This window comes from Bacillus cereus group sp. MG20, from assembly GCF_040459885.1.
GTDB lineage: Bacteria > Bacillota > Bacilli > Bacillales > Bacillaceae_G > Bacillus_A > Bacillus_A cereus.
Map to the genome: position 1 here is coordinate 3,142,799 of NZ_JARVHF010000001.1, position 17,187 is coordinate 3,159,985.

Sequence of the window (17,187 nt, forward strand, 5' to 3'; positions counted from 1 at the left end):
GAGAAGGAGATTCTAGTATGGTATATTGGCTATTATTACTTGTTACAATTATTTTTGAAGTAGCTGGAACAATCGCAATGAAACTATCAAATGGTTTAACAAAGCTCGTTCCAAGTGTACTTATTTTCGTATTTTATGGAATTTGTTTCAGCGTATTTGCTATCGTCGTTAAAAAGATTCATTTAAGTATTGCTTATGCCATTTGGTCTGGCGTTGGAACGTTACTTATTACAATCATTAGTGTGTACTTTTTTAAAGAGCATATTAGCTTATTCCAAGCATTTTGTATTCTCTTTATTGTTTTGGGTGTCATTGGTCTTAAGGTTTCATCGGCATCATAAAAGGCTATCTTCCTGTGTGGGAGATAGCCTTTACTTTTATCCCGCTATTTTCCGGGCAGTAAGACCTCTACCTCAAAATTCAGCGAAAGCAAAGAAGTTAGGTGGGGGATCGGGCTGCCCGTAAAAGCCCAATTGGTGAGGGCTGATTAAAGTTTCACTTTATTAAAATGCCCAGTTACCTTTACGGAAGATAGGCTCATGTCTGCCATCAGCTGTAATACCATCGATATCAAGCTCAGCGGATCCAATCATGAAGTCGTTGTGTGTAATACTAGCGTTTGCGCCGTTTTCAGCAAGTTCTTCTTTAGACATTGTTTTTCCGCCAACTAAGTTAAATGCATAAGCATTTCCGATTGCAAGGTGGCAAGATGCATTTTCGTCAAATAGTGTATTGTAGAATAAAACATTTGTGTTTGAAATTGGTGAGTCATGAGGTACTAAAGCTACTTCTCCTAAGAAGTGAGAACCTTCATCTGTTTCTACTAAATGTTTTAAAGCTTCTTCACCAGCTTCAGCTTTATAGTCTACGATACGTCCGTTTTCAAATGTTAACGTGAAATTATCGATAATATTACCTGCAAATACTAACGGTTTTGTACTAGAAACTTGGCCGTTTACACCTGTTTTAAGTGGCATTGTAAATACTTCTTCAGTTGGAATATTAGCCATAAATGGTACGTTCTTTTCATTTAAGCTACCAGCACCAGCCCATACATGTTTTTCTGGAAGTTCGATTGTTAAATCTGTTCCAGGACCTGTATAGTGAAGAGCTTTATAATGCTTTTCGTTTAAGTAATCCACTTTTGTATGTAATGTTTCATCATGTTCTTTCCATGCTTCTACAGGATTTTCTAAATCAGCACGAGTAGCTTTGAAAATAGCATCCCATAACTTTGCTTCTTGTTCTTCTGGCGCTACGTCAGGGAATACTTTCGCAGCCCATTCTTTCGTAGGAACAGAAATTACACACCAGCTTACTTTATCGGCTTGTACGTAATCACGGTATACTTTCATCGCTTCTCCAGCTACTTTATGAGCTGTTGCGATACGTGTTGCTTCTACACCTTTTAATAAATCAGGGTTTTCTGCATAGATAGACATAAATGCAGCGCCTTCTTTTGCTAATTCTTCACGAGCATGTGCTTTCCAAGAAGGGAATTCAGAGAAAGCTTCTTCAGGAGCTAGATCGAACTTTAAGCGTGTTAACGTCTCATCATTCCAATCCACATATACGTGTTTTGCACCAGATTTATATGCTTTCTCTGTAACGAGGCGTACAAATTGTACAGCTTCAAGAGGTGCACTAATTGATAAAGTTTGTCCAGGTTGAATATTAACACCAACATTAACTGCAAGAGCAGCATATTTCTCTAACGTTTGTTCAAATGACATATGTATAATCTCCTTTAATTTGAAAGATTTCTTACTATATATAATACAAGAAAATTCTAAAAATATATATAAATATAAAGTAAAAAGAGAGCTCAAAATGTATTGAGCTCTTACATTTACTTAATTGAAGAAGCAAACTGCTCTACAGTCGTTGTATGGTGTATACGAACGCGCTTCATCTTTAACAATTCATCAGGTTCACCCTTCGTAATGAATTGCCCAGGCTTTGTCGTCGTCGCAAATTGATAATACTTCTTCGTTTCTGCAACAACCTTATCATCTACATGACCGAATGGATAAGCAATCGCGATAACAGGCTTACCTGTTATTTTTTCTAGCTTTTCTTTTGAACCTTTTAACTCTTCCTCATAGTTTGTAATTTTCGGCAAGTCTGCATGTGTTGCAGTATGAGATTGCACCGAGAAAATGCCGGAATCAACCATTTCTTTTATTTCAGAAGTAGACAATGCTCCTTCTACATCAACGTTATCAACAATCATATATTCTGTTGCTGCCGGTTTAAAAGTATCATCTTTTAGCTTTTGTAAAACGCGAAATGCATTCATATTATTTTTCATACCGTCATCAAATGTAACGAAAATCGGCTTATTTACTTTATTTATATCGCCCCAGCGTTCAAACGTTAACAGCGTATAACCATTGTCCTTTAAATGTTTCATTTGTGCTTCAAAGTTAGCTGGTGATACGAATAAGTCTTTAATACCTTGACCATGATAATCATCAATTGCGTGATACATAAGAACAGGAACCTTTTGTTCGAAAGTAATAGTAGATTTCGTAAGCGGGATTGTTTTCCCATCTTCTTTCATTCCTATTGCTTCAATTTGGAACTCACCGCGTTTTCCTCCAAATTCCTTTATATCAAAAGGAAGTGTGAATTGTTTCTCTTTTTCTTTAGAAGAAAAAAATTTAGCACTTTCCTTGCCATCAGCTGTGCGCCAAATTTTATATTGTACTTCATTTAAAGAATCTTTTATGTCTGTAATATGAATACTTGTGTTTGTAGATTCGTGTGTAACTGCATTATATGAGATTTTACCTTGTTCTTGCACAGTCTCTTCTTGTTTCTTAATCCCTTGAGCCGTTTTCTCTTTTTTAGGTTCTGGACTTACATTGTTAGTATTACAGCCTGCTAGAATGGCAGACGTACATAAAGCAATTGCTGCGTATTTTCTCATGAAAATCACCTTCTATTGTGTAGTATGTTGCATATTGACATTAAAATCCCCACCGCTATAAGAGTGGTGGGGATATACCCTTGTTCATCATATCATTTGAAGAAAATGAGGGGAATATGATTTTTAGGAGGCTATTAAGGTAATAGATTAGTGACTTTGAATAGATGTATTTTTTTGTTTCTTATTAGAATTAATAATAATATAACCGACTACAAAGATAAGAGGAATAACGAAGACATAGATAGGCATTCCCCATACATAATAGCTTTTCAGCGTTAAGACTAGTAAATGTAAGAAATCGAAAATTGCGTGGGCTTTCATAATATCCTCCAATGGTTTTTTGAAAATTATAACATTTTAAACTTGTTATTTGTATAATTTGGAAAGTGATTTAAGCTAATTTTAAAGTAAGAAGAAGACTTATTAATATGCAATTTCGCATACAGATATGGATTTTATTAAAATATAAAGATTTTATACTATAATAAAAACCGCTATAAAACTAAGTAAGAATAATGTATGGAGTGGAGAATAGAAATGAAATATAAAAAAATAATATATATCTTTTTCATTTCACTATTTATAGTTGGTTGCCAAAGTGAAGTGAGTAAAGCGAATAGTGTGGAAGAGTATATTCCATCGCATCTTATGAATGCGGAAGTGACGGCGGATATCATGACACTAGAGATGGATCGTGATACACGTAAAAAAGTAGAGGTTATTACTAAAAAGATGAGTGATCATGTGAAGAATGATAAAGAGTGGTACGTAAACTACATATCAGGGCATATAGATAAACAGGTGAAGCCGTATCATCCTAACTTTGGTATTACAGAAGAAGAATATAACTTTTTTAGAAACGCCGTTGAGAATAGTAGTTTATCTAATACAAGTGATGGAAAAATTCAATTTAAGCAAAAAAGTAACCATGAAATTGAAATTGTTTCAAGTAGAAACCTAGAACTATTCCAGCATCTAGTAATTGATACAGAGAAGAATATAATAAAAACTTCTTTTGGAGAATGTCAGTATGTTGGAGAAATAAAGCCATCTTCAGAAAAAAGAATATTAGGTCGAGTAAATGGAAAACAATGGATGTTACAAAAAGAAAATTTAATCTATTTATTCTCTTTAGGAAAGCTTGAAGGAGAAGATAAATCTGTTATGGTTATTTCAGTAAAAGGCATACACGAAGGAAAACTTATTAGTAACGAGGAAGTAGTCGAATTCCGTTCGATTTCATAAAGAATCAAAAAAATCACCTTACTCGTTAAAGTAAGGTGATTTTTTATTAAATAAACAATCCAGCGATTGTCGCAGATAAAATAGAAGCAAGTGTTGATGCAAATAGCATTTTCCAACCAAATTTAGAAACAACGCTTCCTTGTTTTTCAGAAAGGGCACGGATTGTACCAACGATTGCACCAATTTGGCTAATACTTGCGAAGCTAATTAAGAATACTGTAACGATTCCAACTGTACGTGGAGCTAATGTTGTAGCTGTGTCTTTTAAATCAAGGATTGCTACAAACTCATTTAAAACAATCTTCGTACCCATAATACCACCAGCTGGGATAATATCTTGAGTTGGAATACCCATTAAGAATGCGAATGGAGAAAGTACGTAACCGAAGATTTGTTGTAAAGTAACAGCATGTCCCATTGCGCCTGAAGCTGCACTAATTACGTAGTTTACAACTTCCATCACACCGATAAAGGCGATCATTAATGCGGCAACGATACCAGCGACTTTTAAACCATCAAGCGCACCGTTAATCATTGCGCCGATAAAGCTGTCTCCGAATAGAGTTCTATCAAATTTCTGAATCACTTCATCTTCTTTTTTCGTATCAACTGGTGTTAATAACGAACAAACGATTAAGCTTGAGAATAAATTTAGCGGAAGAGCTGCTAGCACGTATTTTGCATCTAACATCATTACGTATGATGCTGTAACAGAAGCAGAAACGGAGCTCATCGCAGAACAACAAATGATAAACATACGGTTTTTATTGAAATGCTGTAAATCGTTTTTAATAACGATTAACGCTTCACTTGAACCGAAGAATACAGAGTTTACTGCGTGGAATGACTCAACGCGTGGCAAACCAGTAATTTTTGAAATTGCACCGCCGACAACACGAACGATGAATGGTAAAACACCTAAATAACTAAAGATTGAAAGTAGTGCTGAGAAAAATACGATAATTAATAATACGTTTAAGAAAAAGACAAAATCTCTGTGAATTCCATTAAAGAGAAAATCGACACCTGTCGTACCAAGTTTAATTAGTTTGTTGAAAACTTTACTAATGAAAATAATGATTTGTTGACCAACCTTTGTAGCAAACATAAACCAACCGATTAAAATTTGGAAACCAATCATAATTGCAATTGCACGGAAGTTGATTTTACTTTTGTTGTTTGACAAAGCAAAACATAAACCTAACACGGCAAGAATACCGATAATGCTCATTACATATTGCATGTAGTTGCCCCTTTCAGAAGTTCGTATAAAGTTTGTACATAAAACGCTCGTTATATTACTAAAAATAAAAGAACGAGGTTTTATGTCATACGTAAGATGTCTGACCTTTTAGAAAAATAAAAAAAGACCCATATGGATTCACTTTCATCTATGAGAGAAAGCTAATCAATATGAGTCCTTTTTTGCGCATAGGCTAATATTCATTAGTTTTCCCCATAGTCCAGCAATTTAAGGTTGCCGGGTAGAAACTCTCGATCCATATTATCAAGTATATATGAGGTAACATCGTCCGTATTAAATTAGTAGTAGCGTAACATTAACAGAGAAGTATCGTCAATAGCTTTTTTTCTTCCAATAGAAAAAGACCATATAAGTATGATAAAATGTAACGCAGTGTTATGAAAAAGAGAGGTCGGAAAATGAGTACTAAAATGACGCCACCAGTTGAGAAAAACGAGTTTATAGATGTAGTATTTGAAGATTTAACACATGATGGTGCCGGTGTTGCGAAAGTAAAAGGCTATCCTATTTTCGTTAAAAACGGATTACCAGGTGAAGAAGCGCAAATTAAAATTATTAAAGTGAAGAAAAACTTCGCATTTGGTCGTTTAATGAAGCTTCATACAGAAAGTCCATATCGTAAAGATGCTGAATGCCCAGTATATAATCAGTGCGGCGGTTGTCAGCTTCAGCACTTAACTTATGAAGGACAATTACAAGCGAAAGAAAAACAAGTACGTGACGTTATGCAGCGTATCGGAGGACTAGCTGATGTTCCTGTTCATCCTGTACTTGGCATGAAGAATCCGTGGGTATACCGTAATAAAGCACAAGTACCAATCGGAGAACGTGAAGGCGGACTTGTAGCTGGTTTCTATCGCCAAGGAACGCATGACATCATTAATATGGAATCATGCTTAATTCAGGCAGAAGAAAACGATACATTAATTCAAGAAGTAAAACGTATTTGTGAAAAGCACGGTATCACTGCGTACAACGAAGAGCGTAACAAAGGAACACTTCGTCACGTAATGGCTCGTTACGGGCAAGTAACAGGGGAAATTATGCTTGTCTTCATTACGCGTACAGCAGAATTGCCGAACAAAAAAGCAATCATTGAAGAAATTGCAGCGAAATTCCCAGAAGTAAAATCGATTGTTCAAAACGTAAATACGAAGCGTACGAATGTAATTTTCGGAGACAAAACGACAGTACTGTACGGATCAGAATATATTTATGACTTTATCGGTGACATTAAATTTGCGATTTCAGCACGTTCATTCTATCAAGTAAACCCAGAACAAACGAAAGTGCTATACGATAAAACGTTAGAATACGCAAAATTAAATGGTAACGAAACAGTAATCGATGCCTATTGCGGAATCGGATCAATCTCGTTATTCCTAGCGCAAAAAGCGAAAAAAGTGTACGGCGTTGAAATCGTCCCAGAAGCAATTGAAGACGCAAACCGAAACGCAGCACTAAACAACATGACAAACGCTGAATTTGGCGTAGGAGAAGCAGAAGTAGTTATTCCAAAATGGTACAAAGAAGGCGTAATCGCCGACACAATGGTCGTAGACCCACCGCGTAAAGGCTGTGATGAAGCATTACTAAACACAATCATCGACATGAAGCCAAACCGCGTCGTATACGTATCGTGTAACCCAGCAACATTAGCACGTGATTTAAAAGTACTAGAAGAAGGCGGATATAAAACACAGGAAGTACAACCTGTTGATATGTTCCCGCATACGACGCATGTGGAGTGTGTGGCTTGGCTTAAGTTAGTATAATAGGAAAGCAGTTGATATAGAAAAAATCTATACCACCTGCTTTTTGGTTTACAAAAATACCATTCATAAGCGATTTTAGTTAAAATAAATATTGCTGATTTTCACAAATTATAAATTTAGATTTTGAAATTGTATTCATAGTGAGAGGATTTGAATTTGAAATGATAGATAATTTTTGGCGTGAATTACCACGACCATTTTTCGTACTTGCACCAATGGAAGATGTGACAGACGTTGTTTTCCGTCACGTAGTAAGTGAAGCTGGTCGTCCGGACGTATTCTTCACAGAGTTTACAAACTCGGATAGCTATTGCCATCCAGAAGGTATGAAAAGTGTACGTGGCCGTTTAATTTTTACAGAAGATGAACAACCGATGGTAGCACATATTTGGGGAGACAATCCCGAATACTTCCGTCAAATGAGTATCGGTATGGCAGAACTAGGATTTAAAGGCATCGATATTAATATGGGTTGCCCAGTACCGAATGTAGCATCAAGAGGGAAAGGTAGTGGCCTTATTCTACGTCCAGACGTTGCAGCAGAACTTATTCAAGCAGCAAAAGCGGGCGGACTACCTGTCAGCGTAAAAACAAGACTTGGCTTTAAAGAGTTAAGCGAGTGGGAAGATTGGTTAACGCACATCTTCAAACAAGATATTGCGAACCTTTCTATTCATTTACGCACAAGAGAAGAAATGAGCCAAGTAGATGCGCACTGGGAACTAATTCCGGAAATAAAAAAATTACGTGACCGTATTGCGCCAAATACGTTAATAACAATCAATGGAGACATCCTTGATCGTAAAATGGGGCTGGAACTTGCTGAAAAATACGGCATTGATGGCGTAATGATCGGAAGAGGCATCTTCAAAAATCCATTTGCGTTTGAAAAAGAGCCAAGAGAGCATAGCAGTAAAGAACATCTAGATCTTTTAAGACTACAACTTGATCTTCAAGATCAATATGCAGAAGTACTGCCACGCTCAATCACAGGGCTTCACCGCTTCTTCAAAATTTATGTAAAAGGCTTCCCTGGAGCTGCTGAATTGAGAAATCAATTGATGAGTACGAAATCGACTGATGAGGTGCGTGCTTTGTTGGATAAGTTTGAGGATAGTGTTGGTGTGGCTCAGGATAGTGAGACGGTGTAATACTTTGAAGATAGAGGGAAATGGATTGTATTAATTTGTGGGTAGTTATTTTATTTAGTTTTGAGTTTTTTTGTGAATGTAACTTTTTTTGTTGATACAGTCTGCTTGCTGAAAAAAGAAGTCTTTGAGAATATAATGAACTAACGAATACTCGTAAGGAGAAAAATGACAAGAGCTGGAGTAGAGTACATTAGGCTCTATCGAGGTATGAAATGTAATCTGAATAATAGACAGAAATAAAAAATCTCTTTATTTGAGCATGGCCATCAAGTTAAGAAAATGTATGATTTTTATCTAAATAGGACCTCCTTACATGCAGAGTGCATGTAAGGAGGTCCTATTTTATGTTCAAATTAATTAATGTAACAGCGGAAAAATTAAATCTAAATTTCCGATTATAAAAATATTGTTTTTCGACTTCTTTCGACATAATTTATAAAGTTAATTATTTAGTATTGGTATGAAGATCTTTTGAATAATAGTTATTTTTAAATATTCGATAATAATTTTAGAGTACTGTGGAATTTTCTTCTGATTTGAAGATTTTTTCTTATAGGAGCTACCAGAATTTTTTTATTTTAATTGGAGGGAAATTATGAAGAAAGTATTAATAGCTTTACTTACAGCAGGATTAATTACATCGGGTTGTCAAAAATCAACAGAATCAGTACCAACAAAAGAAGTAAGCCAAAATGTTAAGCAAGATGAGAAGAAAATTATGACGAATGAGAGCAATGATATTTCGACTTCAAATTTAAGTGGAATAGCAATGTACCTAAAAAAAACTTATCGACTTGAAGATTTAGAGAGAACGCTTTCATCCCCAAGAACAAAAGAGGAAACTAGATGGTTATATGTAGATAATTATGCTAAATATACATTTGAAAGTGATGGGAAAATTATTAATCATATTAAGATTGAATTATTAGAGCCAAAAGATTTGAAGTATAAGGATGCCTTCAAATTATTAGGTCTTGATATTATGTTAGGTACTAAAATTGAATCAGAAGGCACTGAGGCGGAAGGGTATGCAAAATATGATGTTCGAGGAAATGATGCGGAAAGTGTGCAGATTGAGAAGTTTTCAGGAACTGGGGGCGGTAGCATATCTGTAAGTGTGGATGGGGCTTTCAAAAATAAAGAAGGTACTGTTTGGTTGGATTGTGACCGGGATGGTAATGTGAAATTTATTGAAATGAATTATAAGGGTAAGGCGGTAGGAAATGAAACAAGTGTTGCTAACGAGAAATTAGAACCCTTTGATGCAGAGGCAGGATCGGAAGTAGGAAAGAATATTGCAAATATAAAAGTTTATGATACGAAGGATTTACTTATTGAACAAACCGGATTAGCCCCATTTTTATTTCAAGCAACGCTGTATGATAATCCAAATATGTATTATACAGCTGATTTTCCGATAAAAGTTCGAGTTGATAATAAGTCTACGGTAGAAGAAGCTGTGAAAATCGGAAATGAAATTAACAATTTAGTGGTAAGTGTTGTAAATAAAAAGTTTCCACATAAAAATTTTAGAGTCAAAACGTACATTTATCATACAGAATTGGATTCATCAGGTAATTTTAATGCTACTACATCAAAAAAATTGAAAATAATAGAAAATTAATATGTGAAACTTTGGGGATTTGATTTTAATAATAGGGCAGGGAGAAATAAAATAATGAATTGTACAGCATGTAATAAGAAATTATTGAAAACAAATAAGTACTGTACTAGTTGTGGTACAGAGAGAATAAATTTGGATGAATCAGAAGAACTATTTGATAATGGAGAATTCCATAACGATATTACGCCCCAAAATAGAAATGATAAAAACATAAAATTAATAAGAATTGCAAAAAAATCTCCTTGGTACGTGTGGATAATTGGGATTGTGTTTATAGTTATATTAGTTAACGTTCTAATTCAAAATAATAGTCCACAAGAAAAAGTAAAAGGCTTTTTTAAAGCTCTTGAATCAAGAGATTTAAACAAAGCAGGTGAGTATATACATCCGAGTCTCCCTTGGGATGTAGAAGCTGGAAAACGTATTGGAATTCCAAAAAATGCGTCAATAGATATATTGAATATAGAAGAAAGAAAAGTTGGAGATAGAGCAAAATTAAAAGTTACGATAGATATCTCTCCAAAACCTTTATACGGCCCTAATCCTGACAATATTACTATTGATTTGAAGAAAGTTGACGGAAAGTGGCTAATTTATGATATGCAATAGTCTCCTATATGGATAAAATTCACCGAAACCCATAAACTCTAGTTTGTATAGAAGAAATATAACAATGTAAGAGACGAGCAGTGTATTTGAGGAATCAATGCACTGCTTTTATAGTTAACAAATATAAAATAGAATGTAGATCTAATGAACTAAGAAAAAATGAACCGAAAAGTTACTGTAACCCTTCTATAGAATCAAATTATTGCTTGGATTGTAGTATAGCCTCTATAATCATAAATTTGGTTAAGACTACAAAACCTCCCCCTAAAATGTTAAAGTAGTAACTTAACGACATTAATTTACACATGCTAAAAGCATTACTATAATCAATATTTCAGGAGGCAAAACAATGGCAATGAGCAACAACGATATATTAAAAAGAGTAAGATACGCTTTAGATATAAAAGATATAGATATGGTAGAAATCTTTAAACTTGGCGGGATGGAAGTAACGAAAGAAGACGTAGTTGATATGCTTACAAAAATAAAGAGAGCTCCTCAGCATGAAGCTGAAAATGATGAGGTAGTTGAAGATGAGTACGTATTAACATGCGATATGATGATGTTAGAGGCATTTTTAAATGGATTTATTACTTTAAAAAGAGGAAAGCAAGATCCGAAACCAGGGCAGCCTGCACCTGTACAGAGCAAGGAGAGTGCCAATAACCTTCTTCTAAAGAAAATGAAAATCGCACTATCTTTAACGAGTGAGGATGTACTTGATATATTAGATAGCGTAGGCGTTACGGTAACAAAAGGAGAGTTAGGCGCTCTATTAAGAAAGAAAGGCCATAAAAATTACAAAGAGTGCGGCGATAGATACGCAAGGAATTTCATTAAGGGATTAGGTGTAAAGTATAGAGGGTAATAAGCTTGCTAAAGCATTAAATGATATAATAGATAGAGTAGGACGTTCGTATCCTACTCTTTTTTATTTGTAAAAATACTATGCTAGGTGATGAAATGGTACATACATATTTAGGTGAGACAATTAATTTTCATATAACTTATAAGAAAAAAAAGTCCGTGCGTCTTTTTGTGGATTCGTATGGAAATGTGGAAGTGCAGGCTCCGAAAGGGACACCTGTTGAATACTTAGTCCAGTTGCTAGAGGAAAAGTGGGATTGGATTCAGACAACACGTAAGGAAATGGCGGAGCGAGCGCGTGGACCACAGGAAAAGGATTACGATCAAGGAGAAGGCTTTTTGTATTTAGGGAATACGTATCCGATACAGATTTCCCAAGATGTAAGCATTGAGCAAGACAATGCGATTTTTGAAGGGGATAAGTTACATATTTATGTAAAAGAGCTAAAGGATGAGAAAATACAGCAAGCTTTAAAACGATTTTATTATAAGCAGTGTAAAACTTTAGTAGAGAAGAGCATTAAAGTGCATCAAAGTAACTTTAAGACAAAGCCACGTTCTATTCGTATTACAGATAGTAGTCGTACTTGGGGTACTTGCGATTCGAATTTACAACTAACATTCAATTGGAAGCTAGCAATGGCACCACAGCGAGTAATTGACTATGTAGTCGTTCATGAAATGTGTCATATGGTTCATTTAAATCATGATCGCTCTTTTTGGCGTCTTGTCGGGAAGATAATGCCTGATTATAAAGAAATGGAGAATTGGTTAGCCTTATCTAGTTGGAAGATGACGGTTTAGGAAGGGATATCGATTTTTGTCTGTAAATCGATATTTCTTGTCGAATCGTTGATATATTGTGAGTTTTGATAGATATATTTTAAAAATCGTTGATATATTGTAAGTTATGATAGATATATTCGAAAAATCGTTGATATAATTTCATTTACTACAGGATTGTTCAACAAATTGAAAAGAGGAGATGTCACAGCAGACATCTCCTTTTTTCGAGTATATAGATTATCGTCCAAACTTCACAACAAAATCTCCATCCACTTTCTCCATCTCATACCCACGATACCCCTCCGAAAGCAAAGCCTGCTGTCCACTAGCATCACTCATTAGAATACTTTGAACATCCGTCCAATCGCTTTCTTTATCTCCGCGCAATTTCTTCACAAAAACATATCGCAGACTACCACCATACTTCTCCTTCAGCGCAGCAATCTCCATCCCTTGCGCAAATTTATCCTTCAAACTCGGGATGTTAAAAGGAGCAACGGTACAGCATACATAATCATATTTGCTATCTTCTTTTTGTAATTCGTCCATGATGACGTTTGCTAATGTTTTTTGCATCCCATTTCCTCTGCATCCCGGATGAACGTTTGAGATTTCTTGATAGATGACGCGGTGCAGTTCACTTTCTGATAGACCAATATCAAGCCCTAAATGTTCATCGTCGATAGGAGGGACGAGTAGAGCGCGAAATGCGATGAGTTCGTTTTCGATAAAAGCACCGATCATCATGCCGTTTCCTTCTAGAATGTATTGAAATTCTGCTTGTGAGAGTGGTTGTAAACGACTTTTATCTTCTAGTGCTTCAACTACAATGTTTTGTAGTGATAAAATTTGTTCGATGTGCTCTAGTGATAGTAATGTAACGTGAAATGATTCGTTATTTTGTTTTAATGTTCCTTCGTATAGAGCCGTCATATGATAGTCCTCCTTTAGCGTACAACGTCTTGAAAGACGGTTAGTTCTTGTAGTGTATCTTCGTTTATTTCAATGCCGAGTCCTGGCTTTTCGTTTAAGCGAATGAATGGTACATCGTAATGTAAGTTTCCAATGTCTTTCGTGAATTTTAATGGTCCTGTTAGCTCTACGCTCGTAATGATTTTTTTTGAGAAAGCGACATGGAATCCTGCTGAAGAGGCAACAGATGATTCGACCATTGATCCCACTTGGCATTCAATGCCTGCCATTTCTGCTTGATGAGCGAGCTTTACAGCTGGATATATGCCGCCGCATTTCATTAGTTTTATATTCACTTTATCAGCAGCTTCTAATTTAATAATTTGGCGCATTTCACGAGAGCTTTTTAATCCTTCATCAATCATAAGCGGGAGGTCTGTTTTAGAACGAATATGAGCCATGGCATCAATATCGTCCGCGATAACAGGTTGTTCAATCCAGTCAATGTTTAAATGTCCTAATGAACGCAGTGCTGTTAATGTGTTTGCGCTATTTTTCCAGCCTTGGTTTACATCAACGCGAATAGCGATGTCATTTCCTACACGTTCACGTACAGCTTCAATACGTTTCACATCTTCTTTTACATTTGTACCAACTTTCATTTTGAAAGATCGGTAACCTTTTTGAATCATAGAAGCAGCTTCTCCAGCCATATCTTTAGGATCGGTAATACTTAAAACGTGAGTGACAGGGAATTCTTCATGGTAGCGCCCGCCAATTAATTGATATACAGGTTGATTTAGTTTTTTGCCCATTATATCAAAACAAGCAATATCAATTGCGGCTTTCGCTGTTGGAACACCGTAAATTGTATTGTCCATCATGTCGTGTATTTTTTCGATATTCATTGGATTTTCCCCAATTAGAGCAGGGGCTAGCGTATGTTTTAAAGTATGGAAAGTACTTTCCCACGATTCACCTGTGACGTGATCATCAGCAACGCCTTCACCGTAACCGATAATACCTTCATCTGTTTCCATTTTGACGATAATAGAGGGCATATCAGAATAAGAGCCATAACTAATAACAAACGGATTGCGAAGCGGTAAACGAATTGCGTAAAGATGAATAGCTGTAATTTTCATTGAATAGAAACCCCTTCCTGTTTACAATAGTTTTATACATTTGATATAGTTGACGTTAAATAGTCGTTAATTAATGATAAGGAGTTAGAGAAAATGATGATAAAAATTGCAGTTGTCGGTTCAAAGGAGTTTATGGAGAACCTTTTTCCTATTGCTCAAAAATTAGAAGGAATAGAAATTGATCCATATATTTACCTTCATCCGGCGGAATCTTCTGAACTATTAAAGTGTTTAAAGCCTTGTGATGTCATCTTTTTCTCAGGTGCTTTACCTTATTATATGGCAAAAGAAATAAGAGAACAATTACGAATTCCAAGTACATACTTACAGCAAGACGAGACAACTGTCGCATCTTCAATTCTTTCTATCATGTATCATCAAAGTATTCAACCACATAACATTTCCATCGATTTAGTAGACCGCTCGTTTATTACAAATGTGTTCCATGATATCGGTATAAAAGAAAGCCCGCAAGTGTTGGATTATGAAAATATGCTGTGGAGTAAAGATGAAATAAATAGAGTTATCGATTTTCATGTAGCTAAATATCAATCTGGAGAGGCTCATTTAGCTTTAACTAGTATTCACGCTGTTTACGACGAGCTTCAAAAAATAGGTATTCCTTCAGAGCGTATGATTGATCCAACACAGTCCATTATACATGGGCTAAAAGATGCAAAAATAAAAGCTGAGTTAGCAAAAAGCTATTCAGCTACTGTTGGTGCTTGTATAATTTCTTCCTTAGAATTACGAGCGAGTTTGCTTGAAAAACTAGATGTCATTTCAAAAGAACTACGTGGTTCATTTAAACAAGTGGATGAAATGACATGCATTTTGTATACAACTCGTGGTGATATCGAATCAATTATTAAAACAAATGCGATAGATAACTTGTTTGCGAGCTTAGAAGGAACGATAGCTATTGGATTTGGTTATGGGAAAACCGTGAAAGAAGCGGAGCAAAATGCAAAAATTGCTCAAAGTTTTGCAAAGAACAATCCAATAGATCGTTGTTTTTATATACTAACAAGTGATAAAGATTTGTTTGGTCCGTTCCCGAAAGAACAGAGAGTACAAAGTTTGAAAAATGATAATCCGGAACTAATGAAAATAGCGAAGGAAACAAAGCTTAGTCCGGCCAACTTGTCAAAAATCATTCAATTTAGTCAATCGCACCCGTCATTGAAGTTTACAGCAGCTGACCTTTCTGAGTACTTACAAGTAACTCGAAGATCGACAGAAAGGTTGTTAAAGAAATTAGTTGATTACGGGTATGCTCATATTTGCGGCGAGGAAATGCCCTATCAACAAGGGCGACCTCGTGCACTATATGAACTGAATTTACCGCTATTTTTAAGCTTCTAGTTGAGCTTTTTGTTTCTTTAGTAGTTCTGCTTTTTCAATGTCTGATAGTTTTACAATTGTGAAGCCTGTTATACCATAAATGATTGAGATAATAGGTACGATGAAATTCAAAATAGCATAAGGAGCATATTCAAATGCACCTACGCCAAGTGTTGCGAGAATAAATACACCGCACGTATTCCAAGGAACGAAGACAGAAGTTAATGTTCCACCATCTTCTAATGCTCTGGATAAGTTTTTTGAATGTAGTCCTTTTTCCGTGTATGCATTTGCGTACATTCTTGAAGGGACAACAATTGAAATATATTGTTCAGAGCAAGTAAGGTTTGTTGCAAAACAAGATGCGATAGTAGAAGCGATAAGCCCTTTTGCTGATTTCGCTAACTTTAAAATTTGATTTACAATTGAGCGAAGAATACCTGTATGTTCTAATACTCCTCCGAAAGTCATAGCGACAATTGTCATAGAGACTGTATTCATCATCGAATCTAAGCCACCGCGGTTAAATAGTTCGTCTACTAGCTTGTTTCCAGTGTCTATAACAAATCCAGCTTGGAGTGCACCGACAGATGCTGAGACAGAACCACCTTGAATAAAGACTTGTGATAAGAATCCTAAAATAATACCGACGAGAATCGCTGGTATAGCAGGGACTTTTTTAGCGACCAATACCATAACGACTACGGGTATAATGAGTAGGAAAGGCGAGATAACAAAATTTTGTTGCAATACTTGTAACGTTTGATCGATGCTCTTCGCATCAATATTGTTAGCGCCGAAGCTTCTTCCTAAGACTGCGTAGACGATAAGAGTAATAATTAAACCTGGAACTGTAGTAAATAACATATGACGAATGTGTGCGAATAAATCTGTATTTGTTAATCCTGCGGCTAAGTTAGTTGTATCTGAAAGCGGTGACATTTTATCGCCAAAATAAGAGCCTGAAATAATGGCACCAGCAACCATTGGAGCTGGGATTCCCATACTTAGGCCAATTCCCATTCCAGCAACACCAATTGTTCCCATTGTAGACCAAGAGCTACCAATTGCTAATGCAACGATAGAACAAATGACGGTAATGGAAACTAAAAATAGTGATGGAGTTAAAAGTTTTAAACCGTAATAAATCATCGTTGCGACGATTCCACCGCCAATCCAAGCACCAATTGTTAAACCGACAAGAATAATAATGACGATAGCGGGTAATGCAAGACGAATCCCTTTATACATTGCTTCTTCAAGATCATTCCATTTGTAACCGTAACGCCAAGCGACAATAGAGGCAACGGTTGTACCGATAATAAGTGGAACGTGAGGGGTTTGTTTTAATACAACAATTGTAACCATCATAACTGCAACGGTAATGATAATAGGGATAATCGCTATTCCAAAAGGTATTTCTTTTTTCATAAAGTTCCTCCTTGTTACGTATGTTTGTTTGTATTTTTAGAATTGTCGTAAAATAGACGTTTATTAGGTTATGATAACTAAAAGTTTATGTAAGCGTCAACA

16 protein-coding genes and 1 riboswitch are annotated in these 17,187 nt (G+C 35.7%); of the genes, 9 read left to right on the top strand and 7 right to left on the bottom strand.

Going from position 1 to position 17,187, the window contains the following annotated elements; all coding sequences use genetic code 11:
* Positions 1–17 precede the first annotated feature (17 nt).
* Positions 18–341, top strand: a complete 324-nt coding sequence (locus QCI81_RS16190) for a DMT family transporter (RefSeq protein ID WP_000263262.1) — start codon at positions 18–20, stop codon at positions 339–341.
* A gap of 162 nt (positions 342–503) precedes the next feature.
* Here the strand turns inward: QCI81_RS16190 and QCI81_RS16195 are convergent, their stop codons facing one another.
* The 3 genes from QCI81_RS16195 to QCI81_RS16205 all read right to left on the bottom strand — a co-directional run bounded on the left by QCI81_RS16195 (position 504) and on the right by QCI81_RS16205 (position 3,253).
* Complete coding sequence (locus QCI81_RS16195; RefSeq protein WP_000007372.1) at positions 504–1,733, bottom strand: aminopeptidase; 1,230 nt, start codon at positions 1,731–1,733, stop codon at positions 504–506.
* 116 nt (positions 1,734–1,849) lie between these two features.
* Positions 1,850–2,932 (bottom strand): polysaccharide deacetylase family protein, encoded by a 1,083-nt coding sequence (locus tag QCI81_RS16200; RefSeq protein ID WP_001233710.1) that lies wholly within the window; start codon positions 2,930–2,932, stop codon positions 1,850–1,852.
* A 147-nt stretch (positions 2,933–3,079) separates the two neighbouring features.
* Positions 3,080–3,253, bottom strand: coding sequence for a hypothetical protein (locus QCI81_RS16205; RefSeq protein ID WP_000643594.1), 174 nt, complete (start codon positions 3,251–3,253; stop codon positions 3,080–3,082).
* Positions 3,254–3,469: 216 nt separating this feature from the next.
* Here QCI81_RS16205 and QCI81_RS16210 point away from each other — a divergent pair, with 216 nt between their 5' ends.
* Entirely contained in the window at positions 3,470–4,177 is a 708-nt protein-coding gene (locus QCI81_RS16210) for a hypothetical protein (RefSeq protein WP_353810850.1), read from the top strand.
* Positions 4,178–4,223: 46 nt separating this feature from the next.
* On the opposite strand, the gene QCI81_RS16215 is transcribed toward QCI81_RS16210, so the two are convergent.
* Complete coding sequence (locus tag QCI81_RS16215; protein WP_001200494.1) at positions 4,224–5,420, bottom strand: NupC/NupG family nucleoside CNT transporter; 1,197 nt, start codon at positions 5,418–5,420, stop codon at positions 4,224–4,226.
* A gap of 196 nt (positions 5,421–5,616) precedes the next feature.
* Positions 5,617–5,718, bottom strand: a riboswitch (purine riboswitch).
* 121 nt (positions 5,719–5,839) lie between these two features.
* On the opposite strand from QCI81_RS16215, the gene rlmD reads away from it, so the two are divergent.
* The 6 genes from rlmD (at position 5,840) to QCI81_RS16245 (ending at position 12,271) form a co-directional block, all read left to right on the top strand.
* A complete protein-coding gene (gene rlmD / locus QCI81_RS16220) occupies positions 5,840–7,216 on the top strand; it encodes a 23S rRNA (uracil(1939)-C(5))-methyltransferase RlmD (protein WP_000105019.1) in 1,377 nt (458 codons plus the stop codon).
* Between the two features lie 161 nt (positions 7,217–7,377).
* A complete protein-coding gene (locus tag QCI81_RS16225; protein ID WP_000566708.1) occupies positions 7,378–8,367 on the top strand; it encodes a tRNA dihydrouridine synthase in 990 nt (329 codons plus the stop codon).
* Between the two features lie 595 nt (positions 8,368–8,962).
* Entirely contained in the window at positions 8,963–9,991 is a 1,029-nt protein-coding gene (locus tag QCI81_RS16230; protein ID WP_353810851.1) for a hypothetical protein, read from the top strand.
* 54 nt (positions 9,992–10,045) lie between these two features.
* A complete protein-coding gene (locus tag QCI81_RS16235; RefSeq protein WP_071731338.1) occupies positions 10,046–10,600 on the top strand; it encodes a zinc ribbon domain-containing protein in 555 nt (184 codons plus the stop codon).
* A gap of 349 nt (positions 10,601–10,949) precedes the next feature.
* Positions 10,950–11,468 (top strand): YehS family protein, encoded by a 519-nt coding sequence (locus tag QCI81_RS16240; RefSeq protein WP_064532127.1) that lies wholly within the window; start codon positions 10,950–10,952, stop codon positions 11,466–11,468.
* A 95-nt stretch (positions 11,469–11,563) separates the two neighbouring features.
* Positions 11,564–12,271, top strand: a complete 708-nt coding sequence (locus QCI81_RS16245) for a M48 family metallopeptidase (RefSeq protein ID WP_000233764.1) — start codon at positions 11,564–11,566, stop codon at positions 12,269–12,271.
* A 219-nt stretch (positions 12,272–12,490) separates the two neighbouring features.
* On the opposite strand, the gene QCI81_RS16250 is transcribed toward QCI81_RS16245, so the two are convergent.
* A complete protein-coding gene (locus QCI81_RS16250) occupies positions 12,491–13,186 on the bottom strand; it encodes an N-acetyltransferase (protein WP_071731337.1) in 696 nt (231 codons plus the stop codon).
* 14 nt (positions 13,187–13,200) lie between these two features.
* Positions 13,201–14,310 carry a mandelate racemase/muconate lactonizing enzyme family protein gene (locus QCI81_RS16255; protein WP_071731336.1) on the bottom strand — a complete coding sequence of 370 codons (1,110 nt, stop codon included), beginning with the start codon at positions 14,308–14,310 and terminating at the stop codon, positions 13,201–13,203.
* Positions 14,311–14,403: 93 nt separating this feature from the next.
* Between QCI81_RS16255 and QCI81_RS16260 the strand changes: the two genes are divergently transcribed.
* Positions 14,404–15,675, top strand: a complete 1,272-nt coding sequence (locus QCI81_RS16260) for a transcriptional regulator (RefSeq protein ID WP_071731335.1) — start codon at positions 14,404–14,406, stop codon at positions 15,673–15,675.
* On the opposite strand, the gene nhaC is transcribed toward QCI81_RS16260, so the two are convergent.
* The gene (nhaC, locus tag QCI81_RS16265; protein ID WP_000711525.1) at positions 15,664–17,085 is read right to left on the bottom strand and encodes a Na+/H+ antiporter NhaC; all 1,422 of its coding nucleotides are present in this window, start codon (positions 17,083–17,085) and stop codon (positions 15,664–15,666) included. The genes QCI81_RS16260 and nhaC overlap by 12 nt on opposite strands.
* Between the last annotated feature and the right edge of the window lie 102 nt (positions 17,086–17,187).